22 protein-coding genes are annotated in these 23,474 nt (G+C 33.8%); 19 read left to right on the top strand and 3 right to left on the bottom strand.

Going from position 1 to position 23,474, the window contains the following annotated elements:
• Positions 1 to 121: 121 nt before the first annotated feature.
• Entirely contained in the window at positions 122 to 1,546 is a 1,425-nt protein-coding gene (locus T367_RS0101355) for an FAD-dependent oxidoreductase (protein WP_027418236.1), read from the top strand.
• Between the two features lie 20 nt (positions 1,547 to 1,566).
• Here T367_RS0101355 and T367_RS0101350 read toward each other — a convergent pair whose 3' ends face one another.
• Positions 1,567 to 2,232, bottom strand: a complete 666-nt coding sequence (locus tag T367_RS0101350) for a hypothetical protein (RefSeq protein WP_027418235.1) — start codon at positions 2,230 to 2,232, stop codon at positions 1,567 to 1,569.
• Between the two features lie 53 nt (positions 2,233 to 2,285).
• Positions 2,286 to 3,848 carry a hypothetical protein gene (locus T367_RS0101345; RefSeq protein WP_027418234.1) on the bottom strand — a complete coding sequence of 521 codons (1,563 nt, stop codon included), beginning with the start codon at positions 3,846 to 3,848 and terminating at the stop codon, positions 2,286 to 2,288.
• A gap of 56 nt (positions 3,849 to 3,904) precedes the next feature.
• Between T367_RS0101345 and T367_RS23530 the strand changes: the two genes are divergently transcribed.
• The 15 genes from T367_RS23530 (at position 3,905) to T367_RS0101270 (ending at position 18,876) form a co-directional block, all read left to right on the top strand.
• Positions 3,905 to 4,762 carry an alpha/beta hydrolase gene (locus tag T367_RS23530; protein WP_051568267.1) on the top strand — a complete coding sequence of 286 codons (858 nt, stop codon included), beginning with the start codon at positions 3,905 to 3,907 and terminating at the stop codon, positions 4,760 to 4,762.
• 11 nt (positions 4,763 to 4,773) lie between these two features.
• Complete coding sequence (locus T367_RS0101335) at positions 4,774 to 5,295, top strand: hypothetical protein (RefSeq protein ID WP_027418233.1); 522 nt, start codon at positions 4,774 to 4,776, stop codon at positions 5,293 to 5,295.
• 71 nt (positions 5,296 to 5,366) lie between these two features.
• Positions 5,367 to 7,172 (top strand): SLC13 family permease, encoded by a 1,806-nt coding sequence (locus T367_RS0101330; RefSeq protein WP_027418232.1) that lies wholly within the window; start codon positions 5,367 to 5,369, stop codon positions 7,170 to 7,172.
• Positions 7,173 to 7,279: 107 nt separating this feature from the next.
• Positions 7,280 to 8,956 (top strand): RluA family pseudouridine synthase, encoded by a 1,677-nt coding sequence (locus T367_RS0101325; protein WP_027418231.1) that lies wholly within the window; start codon positions 7,280 to 7,282, stop codon positions 8,954 to 8,956.
• 231 nt (positions 8,957 to 9,187) lie between these two features.
• Entirely contained in the window at positions 9,188 to 10,531 is a 1,344-nt protein-coding gene (locus T367_RS0101320) for a DUF4910 domain-containing protein (protein ID WP_027418230.1), read from the top strand.
• A gap of 427 nt (positions 10,532 to 10,958) precedes the next feature.
• The gene (locus T367_RS0101315; protein WP_157454082.1) at positions 10,959 to 11,762 is read left to right on the top strand and encodes a type IV pili methyl-accepting chemotaxis transducer N-terminal domain-containing protein; all 804 of its coding nucleotides are present in this window, start codon (positions 10,959 to 10,961) and stop codon (positions 11,760 to 11,762) included.
• Positions 11,763 to 11,867: 105 nt separating this feature from the next.
• The gene (locus T367_RS0101310) at positions 11,868 to 12,290 is read left to right on the top strand and encodes a DoxX family protein (RefSeq protein WP_027418228.1); all 423 of its coding nucleotides are present in this window, start codon (positions 11,868 to 11,870) and stop codon (positions 12,288 to 12,290) included.
• Between the two features lie 44 nt (positions 12,291 to 12,334).
• Positions 12,335 to 12,802, top strand: a complete 468-nt coding sequence (locus T367_RS0101305) for a MarR family winged helix-turn-helix transcriptional regulator (RefSeq protein WP_027418227.1) — start codon at positions 12,335 to 12,337, stop codon at positions 12,800 to 12,802.
• A 12-nt stretch (positions 12,803 to 12,814) separates the two neighbouring features.
• Positions 12,815 to 13,948, top strand: a complete 1,134-nt coding sequence (locus tag T367_RS0101300) for an MBL fold metallo-hydrolase (protein ID WP_027418226.1) — start codon at positions 12,815 to 12,817, stop codon at positions 13,946 to 13,948.
• 23 nt (positions 13,949 to 13,971) lie between these two features.
• Positions 13,972 to 14,550 (top strand): Crp/Fnr family transcriptional regulator, encoded by a 579-nt coding sequence (locus T367_RS0101295; RefSeq protein ID WP_027418225.1) that lies wholly within the window; start codon positions 13,972 to 13,974, stop codon positions 14,548 to 14,550.
• Positions 14,551 to 14,615: 65 nt separating this feature from the next.
• Entirely contained in the window at positions 14,616 to 15,713 is a 1,098-nt protein-coding gene (locus tag T367_RS20965) for an SMP-30/gluconolactonase/LRE family protein (protein ID WP_051568266.1), read from the top strand.
• A gap of 108 nt (positions 15,714 to 15,821) precedes the next feature.
• Entirely contained in the window at positions 15,822 to 16,550 is a 729-nt protein-coding gene (locus tag T367_RS0101285) for a sulfite exporter TauE/SafE family protein (RefSeq protein ID WP_027418224.1), read from the top strand.
• A gap of 135 nt (positions 16,551 to 16,685) precedes the next feature.
• Positions 16,686 to 17,579 (top strand): DnaJ C-terminal domain-containing protein, encoded by an 894-nt coding sequence (locus T367_RS0101280; protein ID WP_027418223.1) that lies wholly within the window; start codon positions 16,686 to 16,688, stop codon positions 17,577 to 17,579.
• Positions 17,576 to 17,872 (top strand): chaperone modulator CbpM, encoded by a 297-nt coding sequence (locus T367_RS0101275; RefSeq protein ID WP_027418222.1) that lies wholly within the window; start codon positions 17,576 to 17,578, stop codon positions 17,870 to 17,872. Before T367_RS0101280 ends, T367_RS0101275 begins: the two co-directional genes overlap by 4 nt.
• Before the next feature lie 284 nt (positions 17,873 to 18,156).
• Positions 18,157 to 18,876, top strand: a complete 720-nt coding sequence (locus T367_RS0101270; protein WP_027418221.1) for a 3-ketoacyl-ACP reductase — start codon at positions 18,157 to 18,159, stop codon at positions 18,874 to 18,876.
• A gap of 44 nt (positions 18,877 to 18,920) precedes the next feature.
• On the opposite strand, the gene T367_RS0101265 is transcribed toward T367_RS0101270, so the two are convergent.
• Positions 18,921 to 19,742, bottom strand: a complete 822-nt coding sequence (locus tag T367_RS0101265) for a toxin-antitoxin system YwqK family antitoxin (protein ID WP_157454081.1) — start codon at positions 19,740 to 19,742, stop codon at positions 18,921 to 18,923.
• A gap of 130 nt (positions 19,743 to 19,872) precedes the next feature.
• Here T367_RS0101265 and T367_RS0101260 point away from each other — a divergent pair, with 130 nt between their 5' ends.
• The 3 genes from T367_RS0101260 (at position 19,873) to T367_RS0101250 (ending at position 23,395) form a co-directional block, all read left to right on the top strand.
• Positions 19,873 to 20,148, top strand: coding sequence for a hypothetical protein (locus tag T367_RS0101260; protein ID WP_027418219.1), 276 nt, complete (start codon positions 19,873 to 19,875; stop codon positions 20,146 to 20,148).
• 72 nt (positions 20,149 to 20,220) lie between these two features.
• Complete coding sequence (locus T367_RS0101255) at positions 20,221 to 20,655, top strand: hypothetical protein (RefSeq protein WP_157454080.1); 435 nt, start codon at positions 20,221 to 20,223, stop codon at positions 20,653 to 20,655.
• Between the two features lie 133 nt (positions 20,656 to 20,788).
• Complete coding sequence (locus T367_RS0101250; RefSeq protein WP_169736006.1) at positions 20,789 to 23,395, top strand: T9SS type B sorting domain-containing protein; 2,607 nt, start codon at positions 20,789 to 20,791, stop codon at positions 23,393 to 23,395.
• Positions 23,396 to 23,474: the final 79 nt, after the last annotated feature.

Here is a 23,474-nt window from a genome sequence, read left to right as displayed (position 1 = left end):
CACTTTTTAAACTAGTTTTATTATTCAGTTGGTGGTTAAAAATCATTCTTATCTTTACTGTCATTCCAATAGTAGATGTTTGAATTTCAGCGGGAAATAGAATCTTTAGACTTAGAAATATATGAAAGAAAAAACGATAGTTATAGGTGCTGGACCAGCTGGAATAAGTTGCGCTTATGAACTGCGTAAAAAAGGTGTTGATGTAGAAGTCTTTGAAGCGAGTAAAAACATTGGTGGAATGGCTAGAAGTTTCGATTTATGGGGTCAAAGAGTAGATATTGGACCTCATCGCTTTTTTTCAAAACAGAAAGAAATCAATCATTTTTTTACAGAACTTATTCAAGATGACTTTACTGTCGTTGATCGTCAAACTCGAATTTACTATAGGAATCGATTTTTTGATTATCCTTTAAAATTAGGTAATGTATTATCTAATTTACCTCTTTTAGTGATTTTTCAAATTTTATGGTTTTTTGGAATCGAAAAAATCAAACCGAAAAAAAAAGCTGAAAATTTTGAGGAATGGATTACGAATCGTTTCGGAAAAAAATTATTTGAAATTTTCTTTAAACATTATACAGAAAAACTTTGGGGCATAAAATGTACTGAGATTGATGCCGATTGGGCAGCACAGAGGATCAAGACACTCACTTTAATGGGAGCCGTTAAATCTGCCATAATTGGGAATAGAGGAAATAAGCACAAAACTTTGGTTGACCAATTCGCATATCCTAAAAACGGATCTGGCACTTTGTATGAACGAGCAGCAGATTATATCACAAATAATGGAGGTAAAATAAATTTAGAAACACCCATCAAAAAAATCATTTTAAATGAGAAGGGGAATAAAGTAGAAGGCGTCGTATTATTAGACGGAACTATCGTCGAGGCAACATCAGTTGTTTCTACTATGCCCATAACAACACTCATTAAAGGATTTGAAAATGTACCTGAAAAAGTAATGCATGCGGTCAACCAACTGAACTTTAGAAATACAATTTTAGTGTATTTAGAAATTGACAAAATTGATTTATTTGAAGACAACTGGATCTATATTCATTCACCTGAAGTTAAGCACGGAAGAATAACAAATTTCAGGAACTGGTGTCCAAGTTTAAATAGAGATAAAAAAACGACAATATTGTGCCTTGAGTTTTGGTGTTTTGAAGAAGATGAAATTTGGACAGCACCAGAGAAGAATGTTGTAGATATGGCAAAAGATGAAATATACAAGATTAATTTAGTTTCAAATGAAGTCAAAATTCTCAACACTAAAGTTTTAAAAATTCCAAAATGTTATCCGGTATATAAAACAGGCTATCAAGACAATATGAATCCTATTATTGATTACTTAAATAGTATTGAAGGCCTCTACCCTATTGGAAGATATGGAGCATTTAAATACAACAACCAAGATCATTCGATTTTGATGGGGTTATTAGCTGCGGAAAAAATTGCAGATCAAAAACCGATTGACTTATGGCAGATCAACACAGATACAGAATACCAAGAGGATGGAGAGATAAAAAACGTTTTAGCCCAATAAATCTACCTTCAACATTGCTTCTACGGTTTTAATACAAATCCACACCCAAAACTAATATTAGTTTCACTCAAAAAACCAATTTCAGGAATTATAGCCCATTTATCAAAATTATTAGAAAAGGCTAAATTCAATGAAAAACCCGGATAATCGATAGGATTAAATTTAAGTTCAGGCGTAGATATATCCATAATTAAGTGAAGTTTTGGAATTAAAGTCAATCTGAAATACGGATTAAAATTAAATAAGCCAACATATAATCTCGGGTTAAAAGATACGGCATGATAATCGCCATAAAAATAATACTGTGCAGGTAATCCTAAAGTAAGACGAACTGGGTGCATAGAGTTTTTAGGATCTCTGCCAAGTGCCCATTTGAATTGTGCTTCAATAAAATTTTGACGAACCCCTTCTTTCAAAAAAGTATTCTCATATCTCACTGAAATATTAGTTTTTTCCCCTATTCCAACTCCGAATCTAAATCCATAACTTAACTCTCGTGTCGACCAAACCGTGTCTTTAAGTGTCTGTGATCTTTCACCATCTTGACTTATACTTGCCGTTCCAGAAACCTTACCTTTTTCTAATATTTGAGCCGTCTCATAATTCAAATTCACCAAACTCACACAACTTGAAAACATTGATATTAAAATAAAAAAGGCATAAAAGTGGAAATTCAATAGTTTCATAACCAGTAAAATATGAAATTTAATTCACAAATACATCAAAATAATACCTTATCTTAATTCCTTTCAGGGTAAACATATTCCGCTCCCATTGTCTCATATCCTTTATCGTGAAACGCTTTGGTTACAATAGGTTGAATACAATAATCGTTTCCAACCTGTCGTCTTGTTTTATCAAATCCTTCTACTTTCTCAAGATTATAAAAAATACCCCAATAACTAATTATCGCAGTCTCCTTTGGGTTGGCTAAATAAATCGAATCAACCTTAAGATTAAATTGTTGCGTTCGTTCAACCAAATTGAATGCGTTTGCTGGAATTTCAGCACCATATAAATAATTCCATTGCCATTGAATAAAATGATCGCATACAAAAACAGCTTTAAAATCACCCTTTTTGACTTCTTCATGCAATGCATTAAAAGCTTCAAGTTTATTTACATCAGAAGGAAAAAAATCCCGTTTTTGCCGTGGGCCAGCACCGATTCCAATCATAAATAACACCAGCATCACAACCGACAATGAACGATTCAATTGATCAGCCAATAAGTCTTTAGACATGAAAAGCAGTAAAAATAAAACACCAGTATAAATTGATATTAAATAGCGAGGAATATAAATTCTCATTGACAACGCTACGAAGAAGATAAGTAGCAAACCAAAAACTGACAATAAATAATATATTTTCTTTTCATTTGAAATTTTAAGGAATAATCTAACAGCTAAAAAACCTATTAATAGCAAGCATATCGACAATCCAATTTTCCACCATAGTGGAATCTCCATATCAGCTGTGAAATAAGTAAAGTTCCCAAACGAATGGAGAATTCCTTTTCCATATATGAGTCCCCTATCATAAAAAGCAGAAAAATCAACATCAAGACTAGGTGAATTCCAAACCAAAACATCTTGAAAATCCAATGATTTTATTCCGAATATAAACAAAACTGAGATGATTCCTATTATAAGCAAGTTCAATATTGACCCTCCTTGTGACCTCCAATTAAATAAGAGTAATGGTAAAATGGGTATCAATAAAAAGACGTGAGATTCGAAAGCGACTGCCAATAAAAAACCTATGATCAAATAGTTTAAAATAGAGAATTTGAATCGACTAGACAAATAAAACAGAATAGAAATGGCGCAAAAAGCCGTGACATACCCACCTCTAACCATGCCTGCCCAAAGTGTCCAGCTGGGGAAACATAAAACAGCAACAACAATCAAAAAACTTAGTTTTAAGGGCTGACCGCGATTAAGTAAACCCTTAAATAGAAATGTAGTTCCCAGCGCAAACAAGGTTAAACCACCCAATCGCAAGGCCCAAACACCAGTACCGATTAATTTGATCCAAAAAGCAACCGAAAAAACTTCAAAAGTGCTTAAACCATACTTCTGACCATAAAAATAAATTGGAAAGTGTTTACCGGCGATTAAATCTTGCGCCATTATGCCAATTATTCCTTCGTCACCGTCGAACCAAAAAGCATTCGATAGAAAATGAGGCAAACGGAACAAAATAGCAAGTCCAAAAAATACGATGAATGAAAAGGCAAAAAACAAAATTGGTTTCTCTTGTAATCGCGAAATAGAATTAAAAATAGAATCGATTAGTTTCACTCAAAAAAGTTTTGGTTCATTTGAAGAAATACAATATAAGTAATAATAAATTTTCTATGATTTATGCTATTGGATTTATTGAAATCAACTATTTTCACATTACAGCTTTTGCAAGATTGCTGAAGCCAATAATCACAAAACATCCAAAACTAATAATAAAAATGAGTGCAACACTTAAAACGCTGATTTCGCTGTTCATTTTGGGACTTTTTTCATGCAGTTATTTGCCCGAAACAAAATCAGAGCATCCGAACTTGATAATAAAAGAAACTGCTGAATACATAATACTAAGTACTATTTCAACAGATAATAGCCAATCTGGCATTATGTTCTATCCTGGAGGATTGGTTGACCCTCACGCTTATATCAAACCACTTGAGAAGTTTGCATTGGAAGATAATCGAACTGTCCTTATTCTAAAAGTCGCTTCTAATCTTGCCATTCTAAATTCGAAAAAAGCATCTACTACCACCAACAAAATAGCAAATGTAGATCGTTGGATTCTTGGGGGGCATTCTTTAGGGGGAAGTACAGCTTGTATTGATATTTTCAATAACCAAGATGCTTTTGAAGGTTTGTTTTTATTGGCATCTTATTCCACAAAAGAACTAGCAGATATTCAAATTCCAATCATTTCAATCACCGCATCCCATGATAATGTTTTAGACCTTGGAAGTCTCAATGAAAACAAAGTAAATCTACCTGAAGCATTGATGATTGATTCGCCCGAATTGCTGCCGAATGAAAGTACCATAGGTAAGACGATATATTACAACATTGAAGGAGGAAATCACGGGCAATTCGGAAATTATGGAGCACAAAAAGGAGATGGAGATGCAACGATCACCACAGACATGCAACATTTACTTGTCTTCGACATGTTACGCAAATTTTTAACTATTAACGATCTTTAAAACTAAGCATCATGAAAAAAATACTTTTGTTCCTGTTCGTTTTTAAAATTTCCATTGCGACCTTATTCAGCCAAAATATTGAATTGAATTTAAAGTCATTTTATGGGGTATGGAACAATGAATTATCTGGCTATTATTATGGCGGTGGTGAAATAGAAATCTTGTACGAACAACCATTATTAAGTGGCGCGTTAAGAACAGGATTGGCATTCCGTTCTGTTGACTGGGGAAACCAAGCTTCAATAAATATAGGATATAAAACAGCATTTATAGTCAGAGATAAATGGATGTTAAACGGCACTACTACGGCAGGAATTGGAATGGCTTTATTTTACAAGAATCCGCAATATATTTGGTCACTTGGATTCATGCCTGAATTAACATGGCTCAGAAAAAAAAGAATGGATTTCAATATTGGTATCGGTTTTCGTTACACGAGTAACCCTGCTTATAAAAATTACGGAGCAATCAATCAGCTTTTTGAATTCCCATTAAAATTGGGCATCATTTATAAATTGAAACAGACTTCATAATTTTTATTCTCAAAAGAATTGCATTAACGAAAGATGTTTAATTTAAAGTCGTTTTTAATATAACCGCAACTATGGAATTACCTATCATATTGGTTTTCATTATTATTGGAGTAAGTGTCTTACTCTTTATTACGGAGTTATTTCCAGTTGATAAAATTTCATTTTTTATAATAGTTGCCCTCGTTTTATTGCAATTAACCAGTCCTGAGGAAGCAATTAGTGGTTTTGCCAATCCTGCAACCATAACCATTTTAGCCCTTATGATTTTAGCAATTGGCCTCGAGGAAAATGGTGTAATACAATTACTATCTGAAGGAATTAAAAAGTTAAAAATATTGCCTCTCATTTTATTGACGCCTGCTTTTATGATTATATCTGCTGGAATTTCTGCCTTTATAAGTACTACAGCTGTCGTTATCATTTTTATAAAAATAGTAAACCAACTATCTGAAAAATACGGATTCTCCACATCCCGTTTATTAATGCCTATTTCATTCGCGGGAATTTTAGGCGGCAGTTGCACATTGATGGGGACCTCTACGAACCTCCTTGTAAATGCCATCGCTAAAAACAATGGCGTTGAAGCTTTTACTTTTTTTGAATTCGCTTGGTATGGTATCGTTTTCTTTTTGATTGGATTGGTAGTAATGACAATTGCTTCACAATTTTTACCTAAACAAAAGGACACAAGTTTGTCTAGTGATTATGAAATTAACTCCTACGTTTTCACAGTTAAGGTTACTGACGAATCACCTTTAATTAGTCAAAAATTCGAGAATATTGAGTTCTTCAATAATGATGATACTAAAGTATTAAAATTGATTCGAGATCAGCAAGTCATTAATGATCCTGGTAAATATGTCAAATTGATGGCCAATGATAACTTGATTTTAATGAGTGATTTGGAAAATCTTCAATCCTTTATTAAAGAAAATGGTTTTATTATTAATGAAGAAAGGCAAAAACAACTGAATGAGTCAAACGATAAAGACGAATCTGAATATAAGATGACTTATGTTGAAACGTTAATTCTACCAGGATCTAATTTAATTGGAAAAACACTCGGTGGATTGCGACGTATCTCTTTTCAAGGAGCGTACCCGATTGCCATCAAAAAACGGAAAAACATTCGAAATACGCGAGAGCGTTTGCTTCGAAAAAACATTAAAGAAATCAGTCTAAAACCAGGTGATAGAGTATTACTTGAAATGCAAGAGCATAAAATTTCGGATTTATATAAAATTGAAAACATTGCGATCTTAAACGAACATGAATTTGAACCTGATGTGCCGAATTATAAAAGATTACTCGCACTTGGTATTTTACTATTTGTAATTTTTCTTGCAGCGACTAGCATATTAAGTATTTTGACAGCCTCTCTGGTCGGCGTCGGAATTATGCTTTTAACAAATATAATTCGACTAGAAAGCGTCTATCAAAAAGTAAATTGGCAAATCATTTTTCTATTGGCTGGAATGATTCCTTTGGGAATTGCAATGTCTAATAGCGGTGCTGATGCTTGGTTATCAAAACATTTAATGGTAATGTTGAACGATCAAGCTCCTTTTATTGTTTTAGGACTTCTATTTGGATTAACAATGTTGATGTCTGGTGTTATGTCCAATAATGCAACAGCCATTATTATGACACCTATTGCTATAGCAGTAGCAAGTGGATTAGGATTGGATATTAAACCGTTTTTATTGGCTGTAATGTTCGGTGCCAACTTTAGTTTTTTTACACCTGTTGGCTATCAAACCAACACATTGATTTATGGAACCGGTGCATATAAATTTAAACACTTCTTGGTTATTGGAGGAGTATTGTCTATCACACTATGGCTCGTTGGCACCTTCTTATTGTCAATGAATTTATAATATGATATTCACTGATTATATCATAAAACTGTTGTTAACCAACGCACAACTATTCCAAATCACTCATTAAATAAACTATCTTTGCGTCGAATTTTATTCTAAATACTGTGCATACACATTTTCAATATTTCGCAAGTCCCATCGACCAAATTGAACTTCCAAAAAAGTTTACATTCCCTTTTTATTATGAGCCACATACTTTGAGCATATTAGCAGCCAAGGAGGTTCAAAATTATTTAGAAACACAGACTGACTTTGAACATAATTTTGGTTTAGACAATACTAAAAAAGGAGCAATAATAGGAAAAATGTTCGGTGTATTAGTCGTTGAAAACCAAAACGGAGAAATTGGATACATTTCAGCAGTTTCAGGGAAATTAGCCGATAAAAACGAACATATAAAATTCGTTCCGCCCGTTTACGACATGTTGACAGAAGCATCTTATTATTTAAAAGAAAAAGAAGCTTTAAAATCATTAGACATTGCGATAAACGAATTAGAAAACAACACCAAATACATCGCCTTATTGGCGCATTTCAAGGCAGAGAATAAAAGAGGTGCAATTGACATTCGAGATAAAAAAGACGCATTAAACGCAGCAAAAAGCGCGAGAAAAGAACAAAGAACAAAAGCAAAGTCGATATTGTCGTCAGAAGAATATGCGGCACTTGAAGAGACCTTAAAAAAGGAAAGTTTAGCGTCTAAATATTTCTTTAATGATGTCACAAGGTATTGGAAGTATACTTTACAGCCGATTAAGGATGAGATCGCGGAATTTGAAGATCGGATTTCGGCATTAAAAGCTGAAAGAAAAGCCAAATCAGTTGCTTTACAACAGTTTATTTCAGATCAATATCATTTTTTTAATTCGAAGAAAGAAATCAAGAATTTATCCGAATTATTTGAAGACACTGCCATTCAAAATTTACCAGCAGGCTCGGGAGAATGTGCAGCTCCCAAATTATTACAATATGCTTTTCAACACGATCTAAAACCGATTTCGATGGCGGAATTCTGGTGGGGACAATCCCCTAATAAGGAAGTACGTAAACATCAGCAATTCTATCCTGCTTGCCAAGGGAAATGCAAACCTATTTTAGCTCATATGCTAGCAGGAATCGAAATGGATAAAAATCCATTACTTGAAAATCCTGCTGTAGGCAAAGAATTGGAAATCATTTTTGAAGATGACGAATTGCTTGTGATATACAAACCTGAGGATTTTTTATCCGTACCTGGCATCCACATTCAAGATTCAGTTTACACCCGAATGAAACTAGAGATTGAAGACATATCTGGACCAATAGTAGTCCATAGATTAGACATGTCAACTTCGGGATTATTACTCATTGCGAAACACAAAAGAGCCCATAAGTTTCTACAACATCAATTTATTAAAAGAACAGTTACGAAGCGCTATACTGCTTTGTTAGACGGGCTCGTTAAAGAAGATAAAGGAACAATAAATCTTCCGTTACGGGTAGATTTAGATGATAGACCTAGACAATTGGTTTGCTATGAACATGGGCGCCCATCAGAAACACGCTGGGAAGTGGTTGAACGTAAAAATGGAAAGACCAAAGTCCACTTCTACCCTATCTCAGGACGCACACATCAGTTGCGCGTTCATGCATCCCACACAGCTGGATTAAATATTCCAATTGTTGGGGATGATTTATATGGTACAAAAGCTGATCGCCTCTATTTACATGCGGATACTTTAGAATTTACGCATCCTACTACAAGAGAGAAAATGACCTTTTATAAGGAAGCTGAATTCTAACTGTTCTTTTTAAAAAACCAATTAGCTCTCGCAGCTGAACCTAGACACTTAAAAACTTAATAAACAAATCGTTAATTGAACTATTTATTTTTGTTTTTTTAAGCAAATCATGTATTTTGTCTATATTTGGAATAGTAAAAAGATTATGTAGAGATATGAGTCTACATTACCCAAATATCAACATCTTTTTAATACCTAACTTTAATAAAAAGACAGCTATCCCAAAACAGCATGCAAAGACGCGAAGAAACTATTTTATTAGATAACCTTTTCGATGAACTTTTCCCTATAATGCGAAGCATTACTGGGCCTGGAATTGAGGCATCCATGAAGATTTTCAAGAGATATATGCCATTGGTAATTACCAAAACACCAAGTGGAAGTGAAGTCTTCGATTGGACAGTGCCACAAGAATGGCATTTTAAAAAAGCTGTACTTAGAGGTCCTAATAACAAAATTATTTGTGATGCTGATGTATATAATTTACACGTTTTAAACTATTCGGAAAGTGTAGATAAAAAATTGAGTTTAGACGAACTTTTACCACATATTTATACGAATCCTAAATTGCCTCATTCAATACCTTACGTCACATCTTATTACAAAAAGAAATGGGGCTTTTGTTTAAGTGAAGACCAAAAAAAAAGCCTTAAAGAAGGAATCTATCATGCAAAAATAGAAACCAAATTTGTTGATGGAGGATTGCCTATCGCCCAATGTATTTTACCAGGTGAAAGCAGTAAAGAGATTTTATTGACAAGTTATTTATGTCATCCTTCAATGGCGAATAACCAATTGTCAGGACCATTGGTTATTTTAGCTTTATACAATAGAATAAAAGGGTGGAAAAAAAGAAGGTATACCTATCGATTTTTATTAAATCCAGAAAACATTGGTTCTATTTGTTTTTTGAAAGAACATGGTAGTCATTTAATGGAAAACCTGAAGTCAGGACTTGTTTTAACTTGTTTAGGGGGACCGTCCAATGAGCTAAATTATAAACAAAGTAAAGAAGGTAATTCTTTAATGGACGTGGTTGTTTCTAACTTTCGAAATAAATCGTTGATGCCTATAAATATCATTCCCCATAGCGGAAATGATACCTCAAATAAAAGTCCGTTTAGTTCAAATGGTTTTAACTTACCAATGGGGCAATTTTCAAGAATCCTAAACAATAGAAATGACGAGTATAAGAATTCACTTGATAATAAAAACACAATGCGAATTGAGAATCTAGTTGAAAGTACCAACGTCATTGAAAAAATATTAAAATATGTTGAAATTTGTGGGAATCCGATTAATATGAAACCATTTGAGAAACCTCAAATTAGTAGAAGAGTCGCATCACCCAATCTAAATTCAAAAATAAATGGAGATAATTCTTACGATAATCAATTAGATAGTAATAAAGAACTTAATTATCGAATGATTCTTTTAAAAATGGCTAATGGAAAAAATAACCTATTTGACATCGCCGAAAAATGCAATTGTTCAGTCGATCAACTAATACCAATTGTAGAATTATTAGAATCAAAAGATATAATTAAATACAACGAAAAAACTCCAATAATATAATCAGTTTCATCCTCGGGAATGATCCGAATCAAGAGAAGATCTTATTCCTGCCCTAGTACTTGAAACAAGGCCAAGTTGAAATGATTTTTGTGACCATCACTTTCAAAAATAAGCGATCGAATTAAAAAATTCTTAATCATTGAGAATTACCGAGGCAAGAAAATATGTCCTAGCATTTCAATTCCGCTGATAATAGTGGAATAGAGCGTTTTTTTATATTAATAAATTAAGAGCAGACTCATATATCCCATTCAATTGTATTCTCTTCTTTAAAATCAATTGCCTATATTTATTGCTGTGTAGCTCAGAACTTTTCAAATTCACCCGTTAGGATAATCATTGTCTTACAATGAGGAATTGCTAATTGGGAGCTATTATAATTAATTGGTGGAATTATAATAAATTCAAAGCAAAGATATATCTGCAAATGAATACAAAAAAAAAGTATCTAATTTTCTTTTCAGTAACCCTGGGACTTATCATTTTTAACCAATTAATTATCCAATACTTCTTATATCAAAAAAATGAAGACGCGCGCATTATCAATATAAGTGGTAAGCAAAGAATGCTCAGTCAACGTGTAAATTTACAGACATACCAAAACTACGTAGACAACGATAAAAACAAGGAATTAAATCAAACTATTACAACTTGGAAAAAATCTCATATTGGTTTAATGGAAGGTGATCCTGAATTAGCCATTCATGGAACATCCGATGAAAAAATTTATTCCAAATTAGAGAAATCGCTAGTAATTATTGAGAAAATTGAAGACATTATCCAGCGCACAAGTCCTATAAACAAAGCTGCATTAACGCAAATAAATGATGAAGTTGATCAATTCTTAGTGGTAATGGAAACAATTGTAAACGATTTCAATAAAAAAGCTGATCATAAATTATTGCTGCTCGTAATAATTGAAATACTCTTAGCCCTTCTAACTCTGATCTTTATTTTCTTTGAAGTGAATTATGTGATCAAACCAGCTTACATAAACATTTTGAAACAGAATGAAGCCATGCAAAAAATCGCGTGGCAACAATCACACGAGGTTAGAAGACCACTAGCGAATATTCTTGGTTTAGTCGATGTACTTGAAAGAAATAAATTCAAAACTGAACAAGAGAAAAAAATGACACTCAAATACTTAAAACAATCGTCTAACGAATTAGATGAGATTATACATGAGATCGTTAAAAATACGAACGCAAATAGTATATCGGTAGACTAATCCACAAAATAACTTTAAAGAAAAAAAAATCGAACTAATTATTGTTGCTTCAATAATTTCGTTTACATTTGCATCGTACACGATTTAATCTTAAACGATATTAAAATGAAAACGAATACAATACAAAATATTCTTAGAGTAGTATTAGGCGCTTTAATGACAACAGCCGGAGTTGGGCACCTTACCTTTCAACGCGATGAATTCTTAGCACAAGTTCCGAGTTGGTTACCATCCAGTCCTGCATTTATGGATTTTGTGGTCTTGTCATCTGGAGTAGTTGAAATCTCTCTTGGCTTATCAATGATATTCCTCTTCAAACACAAAGTAAAAGTTGGTATTGCATTGGCCATTTTCTACATCCTTATTTTCCCTGGTAATATTTCGCAATATATGAACGGTATTGATGCATTCACGTTGGATACTGACCGAAAACGATTGATTCGTTTATTCTTTCAACCTGTACTAATTCTTTGGGCTTTATGGTCAACAGGCGGATTAAAATATTTAATGAATAGGAGGAATAAATAAGCCATTCCTTCTAACTTTGTCGCATCCGTCCTAAAAACAGAGGAATGAAAAAGAAGTTCACCAATCTATATTTAGAAAATCAATTGTGTTTTCCTTTATATGCTGCATCGCGTTTAACAACTAAACTCTATGCGCCACATTTAAAGAAATTGGATATCACCTACCCTCAATATTTAGTTTTATTGATTCTATGGGAACATCAAACGCAATCGGTAAGTGAAATTGGTCAGCAATTAATGCTCGAATCAAATACACTTACGCCGCTTTTAAAACGATTAGAACAGAAAGAAATCATTCAACGCAATCGTTCTAATAAGGACGAACGAACGGTTATTATTTCATTGACCAAAGCAGGAGAAAACTTAAAAGAACAAGCGGCTGTTATTCCAGAGAAAATAATGGGCTCTTTTAGAGATGATAATATTTCAGATACGGAAGTAGCAGCCTTTGAAAAAACACTCTTAAGTTTGGTGAAAATACTCAAAGAAAAGTCGACTAAAAATGAGGAATAAACAGTAAATTAAATGATAAAAAAAATCTTAAAAAAGACACTGCTTTATTCCTCCGTTTTAATCGTATTGTTGGTTATTTTCTATTTTCTATTCACTACTTTCTATCCAAGTTTTGGAGGAGATGTTTCTGAAGAGCGACAACTTAACTACACATCATCACAACAATTTAAAACGGGTCAATTCCACAATACGAGGGATGTCCCAAAGAAGATGAGTTTTTCAGACTTGATGGGTATCGCCTATAAATTTTTCACAACCTCTACCCCAAATGGTCGACCGAAAGCCAACCTTGCAGTCAATCATATAGATTCTATTGAGATCGCTAATTATGTTGGTGAAGCGCGATTAGTTTGGTTTGGACATTCCTCTTTCTTATTCCAATTGGATGGTAAAAACATTTTAATTGATCCCATGTTTGGTATGGTCGCAGCACCTCATCCTTGGTTAGGTGCCAATCGTTTTAATAAGGAAATGTCTATCTCTATCACGCAATTACCTATAATTGATGCCGTGATTTTTTCACACGATCATTATGATCATTTAGATTATGAAACCGTATTGCAACTCAGAGATAAAACCAATCATTTTTATGTACCATTAGGCGTAGGTGTTCATCTTGAGGAATGGGAAATTGGCAGTGACAAAATAACAGAATTAGATTGGTGGGAAGAAGTAAAATTCGAATCATTGACTTTTATTTGCACGCCTTCTCAGCATTTTTCTGGAAGGAAACTGAGCAATAATCAAAGTACATTGTGGGCCTCATGGATCATTCAATCGTCTGATGCCAATATATTTTTCAGTGGAGACAGCGGATATTCGCCCCATTTTAAAGAAATAGGTGAGAAATATGGACCTTTTGATATTGCTTTAATGGAATGTGGGCAATACAATGAAAATTGGCCAGATGTACATATGTTACCTGAAGAAACAGCACAAGCAGGACTAGAAGTAAAAGCTGATAAAATTATGGCCATTCATTGGGCAGGCTTCCAATTGGCGATGCATTCGTGGACAGAACCTATTACCCGATTGAGAACTAAAGCAGCAGAATTAAATATCCCTGTAATCACCCCAGAAATTGGTCAGCTTTTTAATGTGAAAGATTCGACCAATAATTACGAAATTTGGTGGGAAGGATTATGAAATTCAACCTATAAAACGAATGTATGATGAAGAATCTACAAGTATTATTGACCAACCTCATCGGCTTATCTGAAATTGAATGGAATGCATTCCAGCAACAACTCGTTAGAAAAGAATACAAGTCTAAAGAGATCGTTATAGAATCGGGGAAAACAGCCCAAAACATCTACTTTATCGAATATGGATTAATGCGCACTTATCATTTAGAAGATGGAAAGGAGATCAATACGTATTTTGCTTGTGACGATCAATTCATCTCTACTTATTCGAGTTTTATTTCACAAACCCCTTCTTTTGAGATATTAGAAGCGATTGAAGAGAGCATCGTTTATGCTTTATCCTTTGAAACATTAAACACCTTGTACGAAACATCCTCTAAATTCGAAAAACTCGGTCGTATCTTAGCTGAGAAAAACTATTTATGTGTACTTGATCGAACGTATGCCATGCAGACAAAATCGGCTAAAGAAAAATATTTAGCATTCATCAAAACCAACGATAAGAAAATAGTACAGCGTATACCTCAACTTCATATCGCTAGTTTTCTAGGCATAGCACCCGAATCACTCAGTCGGGTTCGGAAAGAAATATCCATTTCTTAACAAATGTCAATGTAGGTAGGTTAGAAAGGTTGTTGCTTTGCATTTTAATTTTAAATGTAAAAAAGATGAGTAACTTAAAACGATCACTCCTATTTATCACAACTGTAATTATTATTATTTTTTTTATTCAAGCCTGTGCGTTAAAACCATTGGCATGGACACCTCCAGTCAAACCTGAATTAACAGGTGTTTTAGCGGAAAACGACCTATTGAAAAACACAAAATGGATTGATTTAGAAGGTTGGTATGGCCCAGAAGATATAGCAGTTGATACGCAAGGAAATTTGTATTGTGGGGCACATATCAGTAAAACAGATTTCTCTGATGGACGCATACTAAAAATAGACACAAATGGAACGGTATCTGTATTTTGCAATACAAATGCTTGGGTAACGGGTTTACACTTTGATGCCAATGAAAATTTAATTTCTTGCGTGCAAAACAGAGGATTGGTTGCTATCGATAAAAAGGGAAACATCACAGATTTAGCAAATGAAGATGCTGAGGGAAATAAATTTTTAATCCCCAACGATGTGGACATTGCCAGCGATGGCATCATCTATTTTTCAAATACATCATCGCAAGTAAAGTTTACCAGGAAAAGCGCCCGCAAAATATTAATGGAAGCAAAACCTGACGGCGGTCTTTACTGTTATGATCCTAAAACAAAAATCGTTCGAACACTTATTGACAGTTCGTTTTTTGGAAACGGCGTTGCTGTATCGCAAGACGACTCATTTGTATTAATGGTCGATTTAACCAAATACCGCATCGTTAGACATTGGTTAAAAGGAGAAAAGAGTGGAGAAACAGACATTTTTATTGAAAATTTACCCGGTTTACCGAATGGTATTTCAAGAAGAGAAGACGGTAGTTTTTGGCTGGGTTTCACAACAAGAAGAGACGATGTATTAGATAAAATTCAACCAAAAAAAGGAATTAAAAAATTCATCTATGCCATTCCACTTTGGATGCAGCCAAAACAAGAACCTTTCGGTATGTTGATGCATTTAAGTGAAAATGGAGAGATCTTAAAAACTTATTATGACACAACAGGTAAGTTCGTTTCTGAAGCCAGTTCGATTGAAGAATACAACGGTTACCTATATTTAGGTGGTGATTTGACAGACCACATTGGCAAGTATCAACTGGTTGAAAAATAAAATCGCAAATGAATCGAATAAACCCCCTTCGTAAGTCAATTAGGCCTATATTTAGATTTCTATATGTACAAATCAAGGAGAAAAAGAGAGGTAATTTAAAGGTCATAAATGGGTAATATCAGTTATGTATTCATATTATTGGCTTTAGTTGCTGAAATAATCGGTACGGTTGGCGGATTTGGATCTTCTGTATTTTTCGTTCCTATTGGCAATTTTTATTTCGATTTTCATTCCGTTTTAGGACTTACAGCCGTATTTCATTTGTCGAGTAATTTGAGTAAAATATTCCTATTCAAACAAGGCATTGACAAGAAATTATTGATGAATATTGGTATACCTTCAGTGATATTTGTAATTCTTGGAGGTGTATTGTCAAAATATATGAATGGGAATTTGCTCGAGATCTTTTTGGCTATTTTTCTAATTGCCTTGAGTGGTTTATTCCTTTACAAAAGAAATCTTGTCATTAAAGCCAATAGAAACAATGCGGTTACTGGTGGAATTCTTTCCGGATTTTCTGCAGGTTTATTGGGAACAGGTGGAGCGATTAGAGGATTGACAATGGCAGCATTTAATTTAGAAAAAAGTGTATTCATTGCAACCTCTGCATTTATTGATTTTTTTATCGACTTCACCAGAACAATTGTTTATTATCAAAACGGTTATATCCATAAAGAACATCTTATTTATCTACCTTTTCTATTGGTGATTGGTATCCTTGGCACCTATATCGGCAAACGTATTTTGAATCATATCCCGCAAGACAAGTTCAAACGCATCTCTTTGTTTTTAATCTTGCTAATAGGAATTATAACATTGGTAAATGTGGTTATTTAATAACTATTAAACAGCCAAAATTTCAACTAATCTATTTTCATTCTAAGTAGATAATTCGTACCTTTAAAGTAAGATCTAGCACGAATAAAATTATTCGTTAGTGGATGCTTATTTAACCTAAATTCAAAACACCAAATGGCATTTATTGATTATTACAAAATATTGGGCATTGCTAAAACAGCAACCGAAAAGGAAATAAAATCAGCCTATAGAAAACTTGCCAGGAAGTACCATCCCGACCTCAACCCTGACAATAAAGACGCCGAATTAAAATTCAAAGAAATTAACGAAGCGAACGAGGTATTGAGTGATAAGGAGAACCGCAAGAAGTATGATAAATACGGAAAGGATTGGAAACACGGTGAGGCACAAGAACAAGCACAAAGTCAGCGTCGCCAATCTGGACAACAGCAAGGTGGCCAACAACAATATTCTGATCAAGAGTTTTCAGACTTTTTCGAATCGATGTTTGGAGGAAGCCGTTCTTCAGCTGGAGGTGGTCGCAGTCCAAAATACAAAGGACAAGATTTTAATGCCGAGCTTCATTTGGACTTAAAAGATGTCTATACATCGCATCAAAGAGTACTTAATGTTAACAACAAAAAAATAAGACTTACAATTCCAGCCGGGGTTGAAAATGAACAAGTCATTAAAATAAAAGGAAAAGGCGGACCAGGATCGAATGGCGGTCCAGCTGGAGATTTATTTATCAAGTTCATCGTCAACAATCATACTTCGTTTAAACGCGAAGGAAACAACCTCTATTCTACTGTTGATTTAGATTTATATACAGCAATATTAGGCGGAGAAATTACCGTTGACACGTTTGATGGAAAAGTTAAACTTAAGATTAAACCTGGAACTAAAAATGAAACCAAAGTAAAGCTCAAAGGAAAAGGATTCCCGGTCTACAAAAAAGAAGGCGAATTTGGCGACTTAATTGTGACTTATCAGATTCAAACCCCTACAAATCTGAGTCCCGAAGAAATTGAGTTATTTAAATCATTACAAAAAATTAAGCAAGGATGAGCGAGCAAGAATTAATACCAACCAAGACCCTCTGTTTACATTATAATATCGACATTTCATTTGTTGATGATTTAAATAAAATCGGTCGAATTCAAATTCAGTTGATTGAAGAGCAACAATATATTCATCAAGATCAAGTTGGTGAATTAGAGAAAATGATTCGAATTCATAAAGAATTAAATGTAAATATTGAAGGCATAGATGTTATTTACAATTTATTGGAAAAGGAACAGGCACTCAGAGACGAAGTAAATAGTTTAAAAAATAGATTGAGGCTTTATGAAAATCTATAAAAAATAGATCTTCTTTATTCCTTTCATTCAAGATTGAACAGTCAAGACCCTGTTTTTTTTTGATCTTGACTGAGACTCAATATAATAATCAGAGAGAACGATAGCGTAAACCTTTTCAATATTTATATGGATTCAACCATAATGTTAAATCATTGTAAACTTCTAAAATTCGAATTTTATGGCGGCTCTAAATTCATTAACTTTGCACCCTGTTTGACTTCGGTTGAATATTAGAATTATCTAAATAAAACAAACCTCATTCGTGAGGAATACAAACAATAGAAATGAGCAAATTAAAAAACAAAAAAGCCATCATCACTGGCGGTGGAAGAGGATTAGGAAAAGCAACTGCAATTGCATTCGCTAAAGAAGGAATTGATGTTGCAATTACTGGCCGTAATGAAGCCGTAATGCAAGCAACTGTTACCGAATTAAAAACTTATGGCGTAAATGCTATTTATTCAGTTTTTGATGTTGGCAATTACGAGGAAGTACAAGCAGGAATCAAAACGATTATTGAAGAATTAGGTACTGTAGATATTTTGGTGAACAATGCAGGAATTGCTGCTTTTGGTTCTTTTAATGATATGGATGTTGCTGAATGGAGTCAGATTATGCAGACCAATGTAATGGGAATGTATTATGTAACCAAAGAAGTGTTACCGCATTTAATCGAGAAAAACGAAGGAGACATTATCAATGTATCATCAACTGCTGGACTGAATGGAAATGCAAATACCTCTGCCTATTCAGCTTCTAAATTCGCTGTTATTGGTATGTCAGAATCGTTAATGAAAGAAGTGCGTAAGAACAATATTCGCGTTTGTACTTTAACACCAAGTACCATTGCTTCTGATATGTCTATCGAATTAGGCATAGCGAATAAAGATTCTGTTGATTCAGTTTTACAACCAGAAGATTTTGCTGAATTAATTGTTGCGGGATTAAACTTACCACGAAGAGCAATGCTGAAAAGTGCTGCTTTATGGTCGACTAATCCGTAAATGAATTAAAACTTCTTCCTAGAGATACGAACTTTAGGAAGAAGTTACTTTTCCTTCAAGCGCTTTTCATTAGCCCTTCTTTTACGTCTTATTTTTTTGTCTTTATATCGTTCTATAAATGCCAGTGATTTTTTTCCGCCTGACACCACATAGCCTCCTCTATACATTCCATTTTTAACAATGAGTCGATCAATACAGTTTCCGTCCTCGTCGAATCTCTTTTTATACTCATCAGCTCGATCTTTTCCCTGCCCACTAATAGCCTCTAATTGACCATTCTCATAATAAGTACTGTATTCCCATTTAATTCCTTTTAAATCTTTGTAAATTTCTTTTGGATTTCCATTTTCATAAAATGATTTATAAGCTAGATCTCGTGGTGGATCATTTCCAAAAATATTGGTAAAAACCTCTAATTTTCGTCGTTCTATCGATGCACATTGATATCTGGGCTCAATAAATACTTCATTTATACTATTGGTTTTAAAGTCATAATAAGTAGATACAATCATATAAAATTCATTTGTATCAGATCGGATGCTAATTTTATGTAATCGATTGAGCAAGGAATCTGAATTCCAATGCGCTTCAGCAAGATTAAAAACCCATTCTTCACCAGTAAAAAAACCGCGCTCGAAAGCGTGTAATTTTGATTGATCTTCATAGAAGTGAATAACATATCCAGTAAAAGGAGAATCATCCTTAAAATAAGTACAATTGGAATCAATAAAGGTTAATGAATCTGATAAAACACAAGTTTGTTTAATCTTTTTAACTGCTCCTTCAATTTCAGTAAAAGTCAACGGAAAATCTTGACTAAAAGACCAAAAAGAACAAACCAATAATTTCATTAAACATAAGCGCATTAAGTTATTACGTTGCTTTTTTTATTATATTGTAGAAGCAAAAATTTTCACCGACTATATATCATGTGCAATACCCAATTTTATGTATTGAATTATTAAATTCACTAACTAAATCAGACAAAAAAAAACGATGAGCGGAGGTGCCGGACATATCATGGACATGATCAATAGAATGAAGCAAAATCGTTCTGCAAAAACATCCAATCGTCAAAAATTCGAACCCAATTCGAACAATTCAAGTGCGATTCCTAATCACAGAACTGAATTCAAAAAAGTTCCACATGAAGAACTTGTAGCAATCAAGAGAAAAATTCATAAGGAATTGAAAAGAGACAAGCAAAAGCAACTATATCTTTCAATTATCGTTTTACTTTTGATATTAGTTGTTTTTTATATTCTATTTTAGAATTTACTTACTAAAACCCTTGTTATCAAACACATCAAGCCGAATTTTTAAATGAATAAATTATTGAATACTATGAAACATACATATAAATACCTCCTGATCTTTTGTTTTAGTTTTTCAATCACAATGCTTTCTTGTCGTAAAAAAGAGGAGAAGTATGAAGGTACTTATTATGGCATTGAAACCCAAACTAAGGTTGACTCTACTGGCGAGATTTATTATATAGACACTACCTATCTTCAGGAATTTACCATTACCTATTCCAAAAAAACATATACTTATACTAAAGTTTATAAGAATGATGAAGGCAGCGTTAATTCCGTACACAAGAATGAGATAATTGACAATGAACATTATCCTTTTGGCGAAGTTTACACAGACGCGCAAGGCAATACAATCGGAGTTGGAGGTCATTTAAAATTTTCAGGGGACAGTATGTATTTCACCTCTTCTCATTCTGTTAATTACGAAGCTGAAACGTATGCATTCAGAGGTAAAAAAAATTAAATTTAGCGCCGATAACAAACCTTATTGGACCATTGTCCTAATGAAATAGACAATCCATATTTAAATTATAGAAATAACATATTACATGCCACCTTTCCATGCCGTAATACGTTTTAAATTTAAATTCTATTCTATGAAATTGTTTTATGTCTTTACTTTTCTATTTCTTTCGTTAAGCTCGACAGGACAAACAATTCTTCCTACAGATTCTTCGCCAGTTGGTACCTCAGTTGCTCCTATAGGTTGGACGATAATTAGAAGTACAACAGATATTTCTGACAGTTTAAACTGGGGAGGAATGATTCCTTGGAGAGGCGTTGTTAACAACCCTCCGAATGGTGATACAGTTTGGGTAAGTGGATTTACAAATGAGATAGTTGGAACAACAATTACAGATCTAATTGTAGGCGTAGAATATTCATTAAATTTTTACATGGCAGAAATTGCAGTTTTTCCTGGAGACTTATATGACGATGGTACATTACTGGTAAATATTGGCGGTGATGACATTTTATACCCTTTTACAGGAGGTTTTGATTATAGCTGGTCTGAAGAAACATTAATATTTACTGCAACAGATGAAAGCATGTTGGTCACATTTCAATACGAAGAAATTAAAAATACTTATTGGAATATATCATTTGCTTCTAATTCGGTAACTGCAGAATGTGACCTGTTAACAACAACTATATCTGAAACGGAATTGTGTTTTGGTGAGGAATTAACACTAAACGCCAGTTCTGTAAACGGAGGAACAATTAGTTGGGATGGTGGAGTCACCAATGGTATTTCCTTTAATCCTCCAGGCGGAACCACAACATATACAGCAACTAGTGATAACGAGGATGATTGTACATTCAGTATCGATATACTTGTTCATAAACCAGAAATTTATGCGAATGTAAGTGAAGAAATTATATGTCTCGGAGATGCTGTAATATTCACAGGTGATGGGCTCGCAGATTATATTTGGGATAAGGAAGTAATTAATAACGAACCTTTCGAACCTGTGAGAGTTGGTCTTGAAACTTATACAGTTACTGGCACAGATGAATTTGGATGTTCTGTATCAGCTATGGTAGATCTATTAGTATCCCCACTGCCCAATGTAAATTTAGAATTTATTATTGGGGGAATTTCATCTCAAACGGGTATACTCGGTGGATGTATTGAAAGTGAAATTCAGTTCAATGATCTATCCACTATTGTTGAACCAGAAGATATTGTAGATTGGGCCTGGCTTTTTGGTGATGGCGAGGGATCGGATGAACAAAACCCGATACATAATTATCTCACTGCTGGCACGTATACTGTAATATTAACGGTAACATCATCTAATGGTTGCAGTGCATCATTTACAAAAGAAATTATTATGTCTGATGGATTATTAATCGATATCGTAACGAATGAACCTACTTGTTATGGCTTTTCCGATGGCTCGGCAACAGTCAGTATTATAGGTAGCGGCACTGAATTTATATTTAACATTACAGATCAAGAAGGGCATGTCCTGAATGAATCTAATTCAAATACGGCTAATTCTTTAAATAGCGGTTGGTATTATTTTGATATTTCTGATGGTTATTCTTGTAGCGCCATCGATTCTGTATTTTTCAACCAACCAAATGAATTAGATATTGAAATGAGTACGGGGGATGTAATTTGCCATGGTGAAAATACAGGTTGGGCTCGTGTAGACGAAGTAATTAATGCGACTGGTGACTATAACGAAATAACATATATCTGGAATCCAAACCCCGCAGATATTGGAGGTGTTTTTGCAGACTCATCCTATAATTTGAAAGCGGGTAATTATGTAGTATCTGTAATTGATGAAAACGGATGTTCTAAAGTGTTTGATTTTGATATAATACAACCTGACTCTATGTATTTTATTGATTTTGGGACAGAACCTGCCCATTGTAGGTTGTATAATTATCAATCCGGAAATGGCGTTGTTTTTGGCGCAGTTATTGGCGGCACATCAGGATATGACTATAAATGGAAAAATCTAGACACAGATGAAACAATCTCAAACTCTACTTGGGGGGCAAGAAATCCTGGTTATTATGAACTAACAGCTACAGATGCTTTAAATTGCACCATAAAGCGAACAATATATCTAGATTCTATTAACCCAATCGCTAATTTCACTGTTGATTCCGAGCAATTTGAAGGAAATTTAAAAGGAACAGCTCCAATCGAAGTCATTCTGACTAATACCTCTGAAAATTTTACGAATCCAAACAATCCATTCGCAGATACAAACTTCTTTTGGAATCTCAATCAACCTAATGCCGACTGGCAATTAAGTCAAAATTATTTTGAAATACTAGATACTACTTACAAAGCAAAAGGTCAATCTTACACTATTGATATTTGCCTTGTAGCACTTAACAAAAATGGATGTTCTGATACGACTTGTAAAACATTAACCATCTTTGAACCAATTTCTTTCTCACAAATAAATGTTTTTACACCAAATGGAGATGGTATAAATGATGTGTTTTCCTTCGAATATAAATCTGCCTCAATTTCTGAATTCAATTGTGTTTTTGTCAATAGATGGGGCAATACTATCTTTGAAATGAATAATATTAAGGACAGTTGGAACGGTACAAACAAAAGCGGAGAAATGTGCCAAAATGGTGTTTACTTTTACACTTATTCAGTAAAAACAGATAATGGAACGATTCTAAAAGGACAAGGTAGTGTCAGTTTAATCGATAAAGAATACTAAAGTTTACAATAATCCAGAAAGTAACTTTAATTCGTTTCATAAAAATTCAGTAAAGGATGACATCCACTATGCTTTTGGT

Origin of the sequence: Crocinitomix catalasitica ATCC 23190, from assembly GCF_000621625.1 — a bacterium.
Taxonomy (GTDB): Bacteria; Bacteroidota; Bacteroidia; order Flavobacteriales_D; family Crocinitomicaceae; genus Crocinitomix; species Crocinitomix catalasitica.
This window is presented reverse-complemented; position numbering and strand designations above follow the sequence as displayed.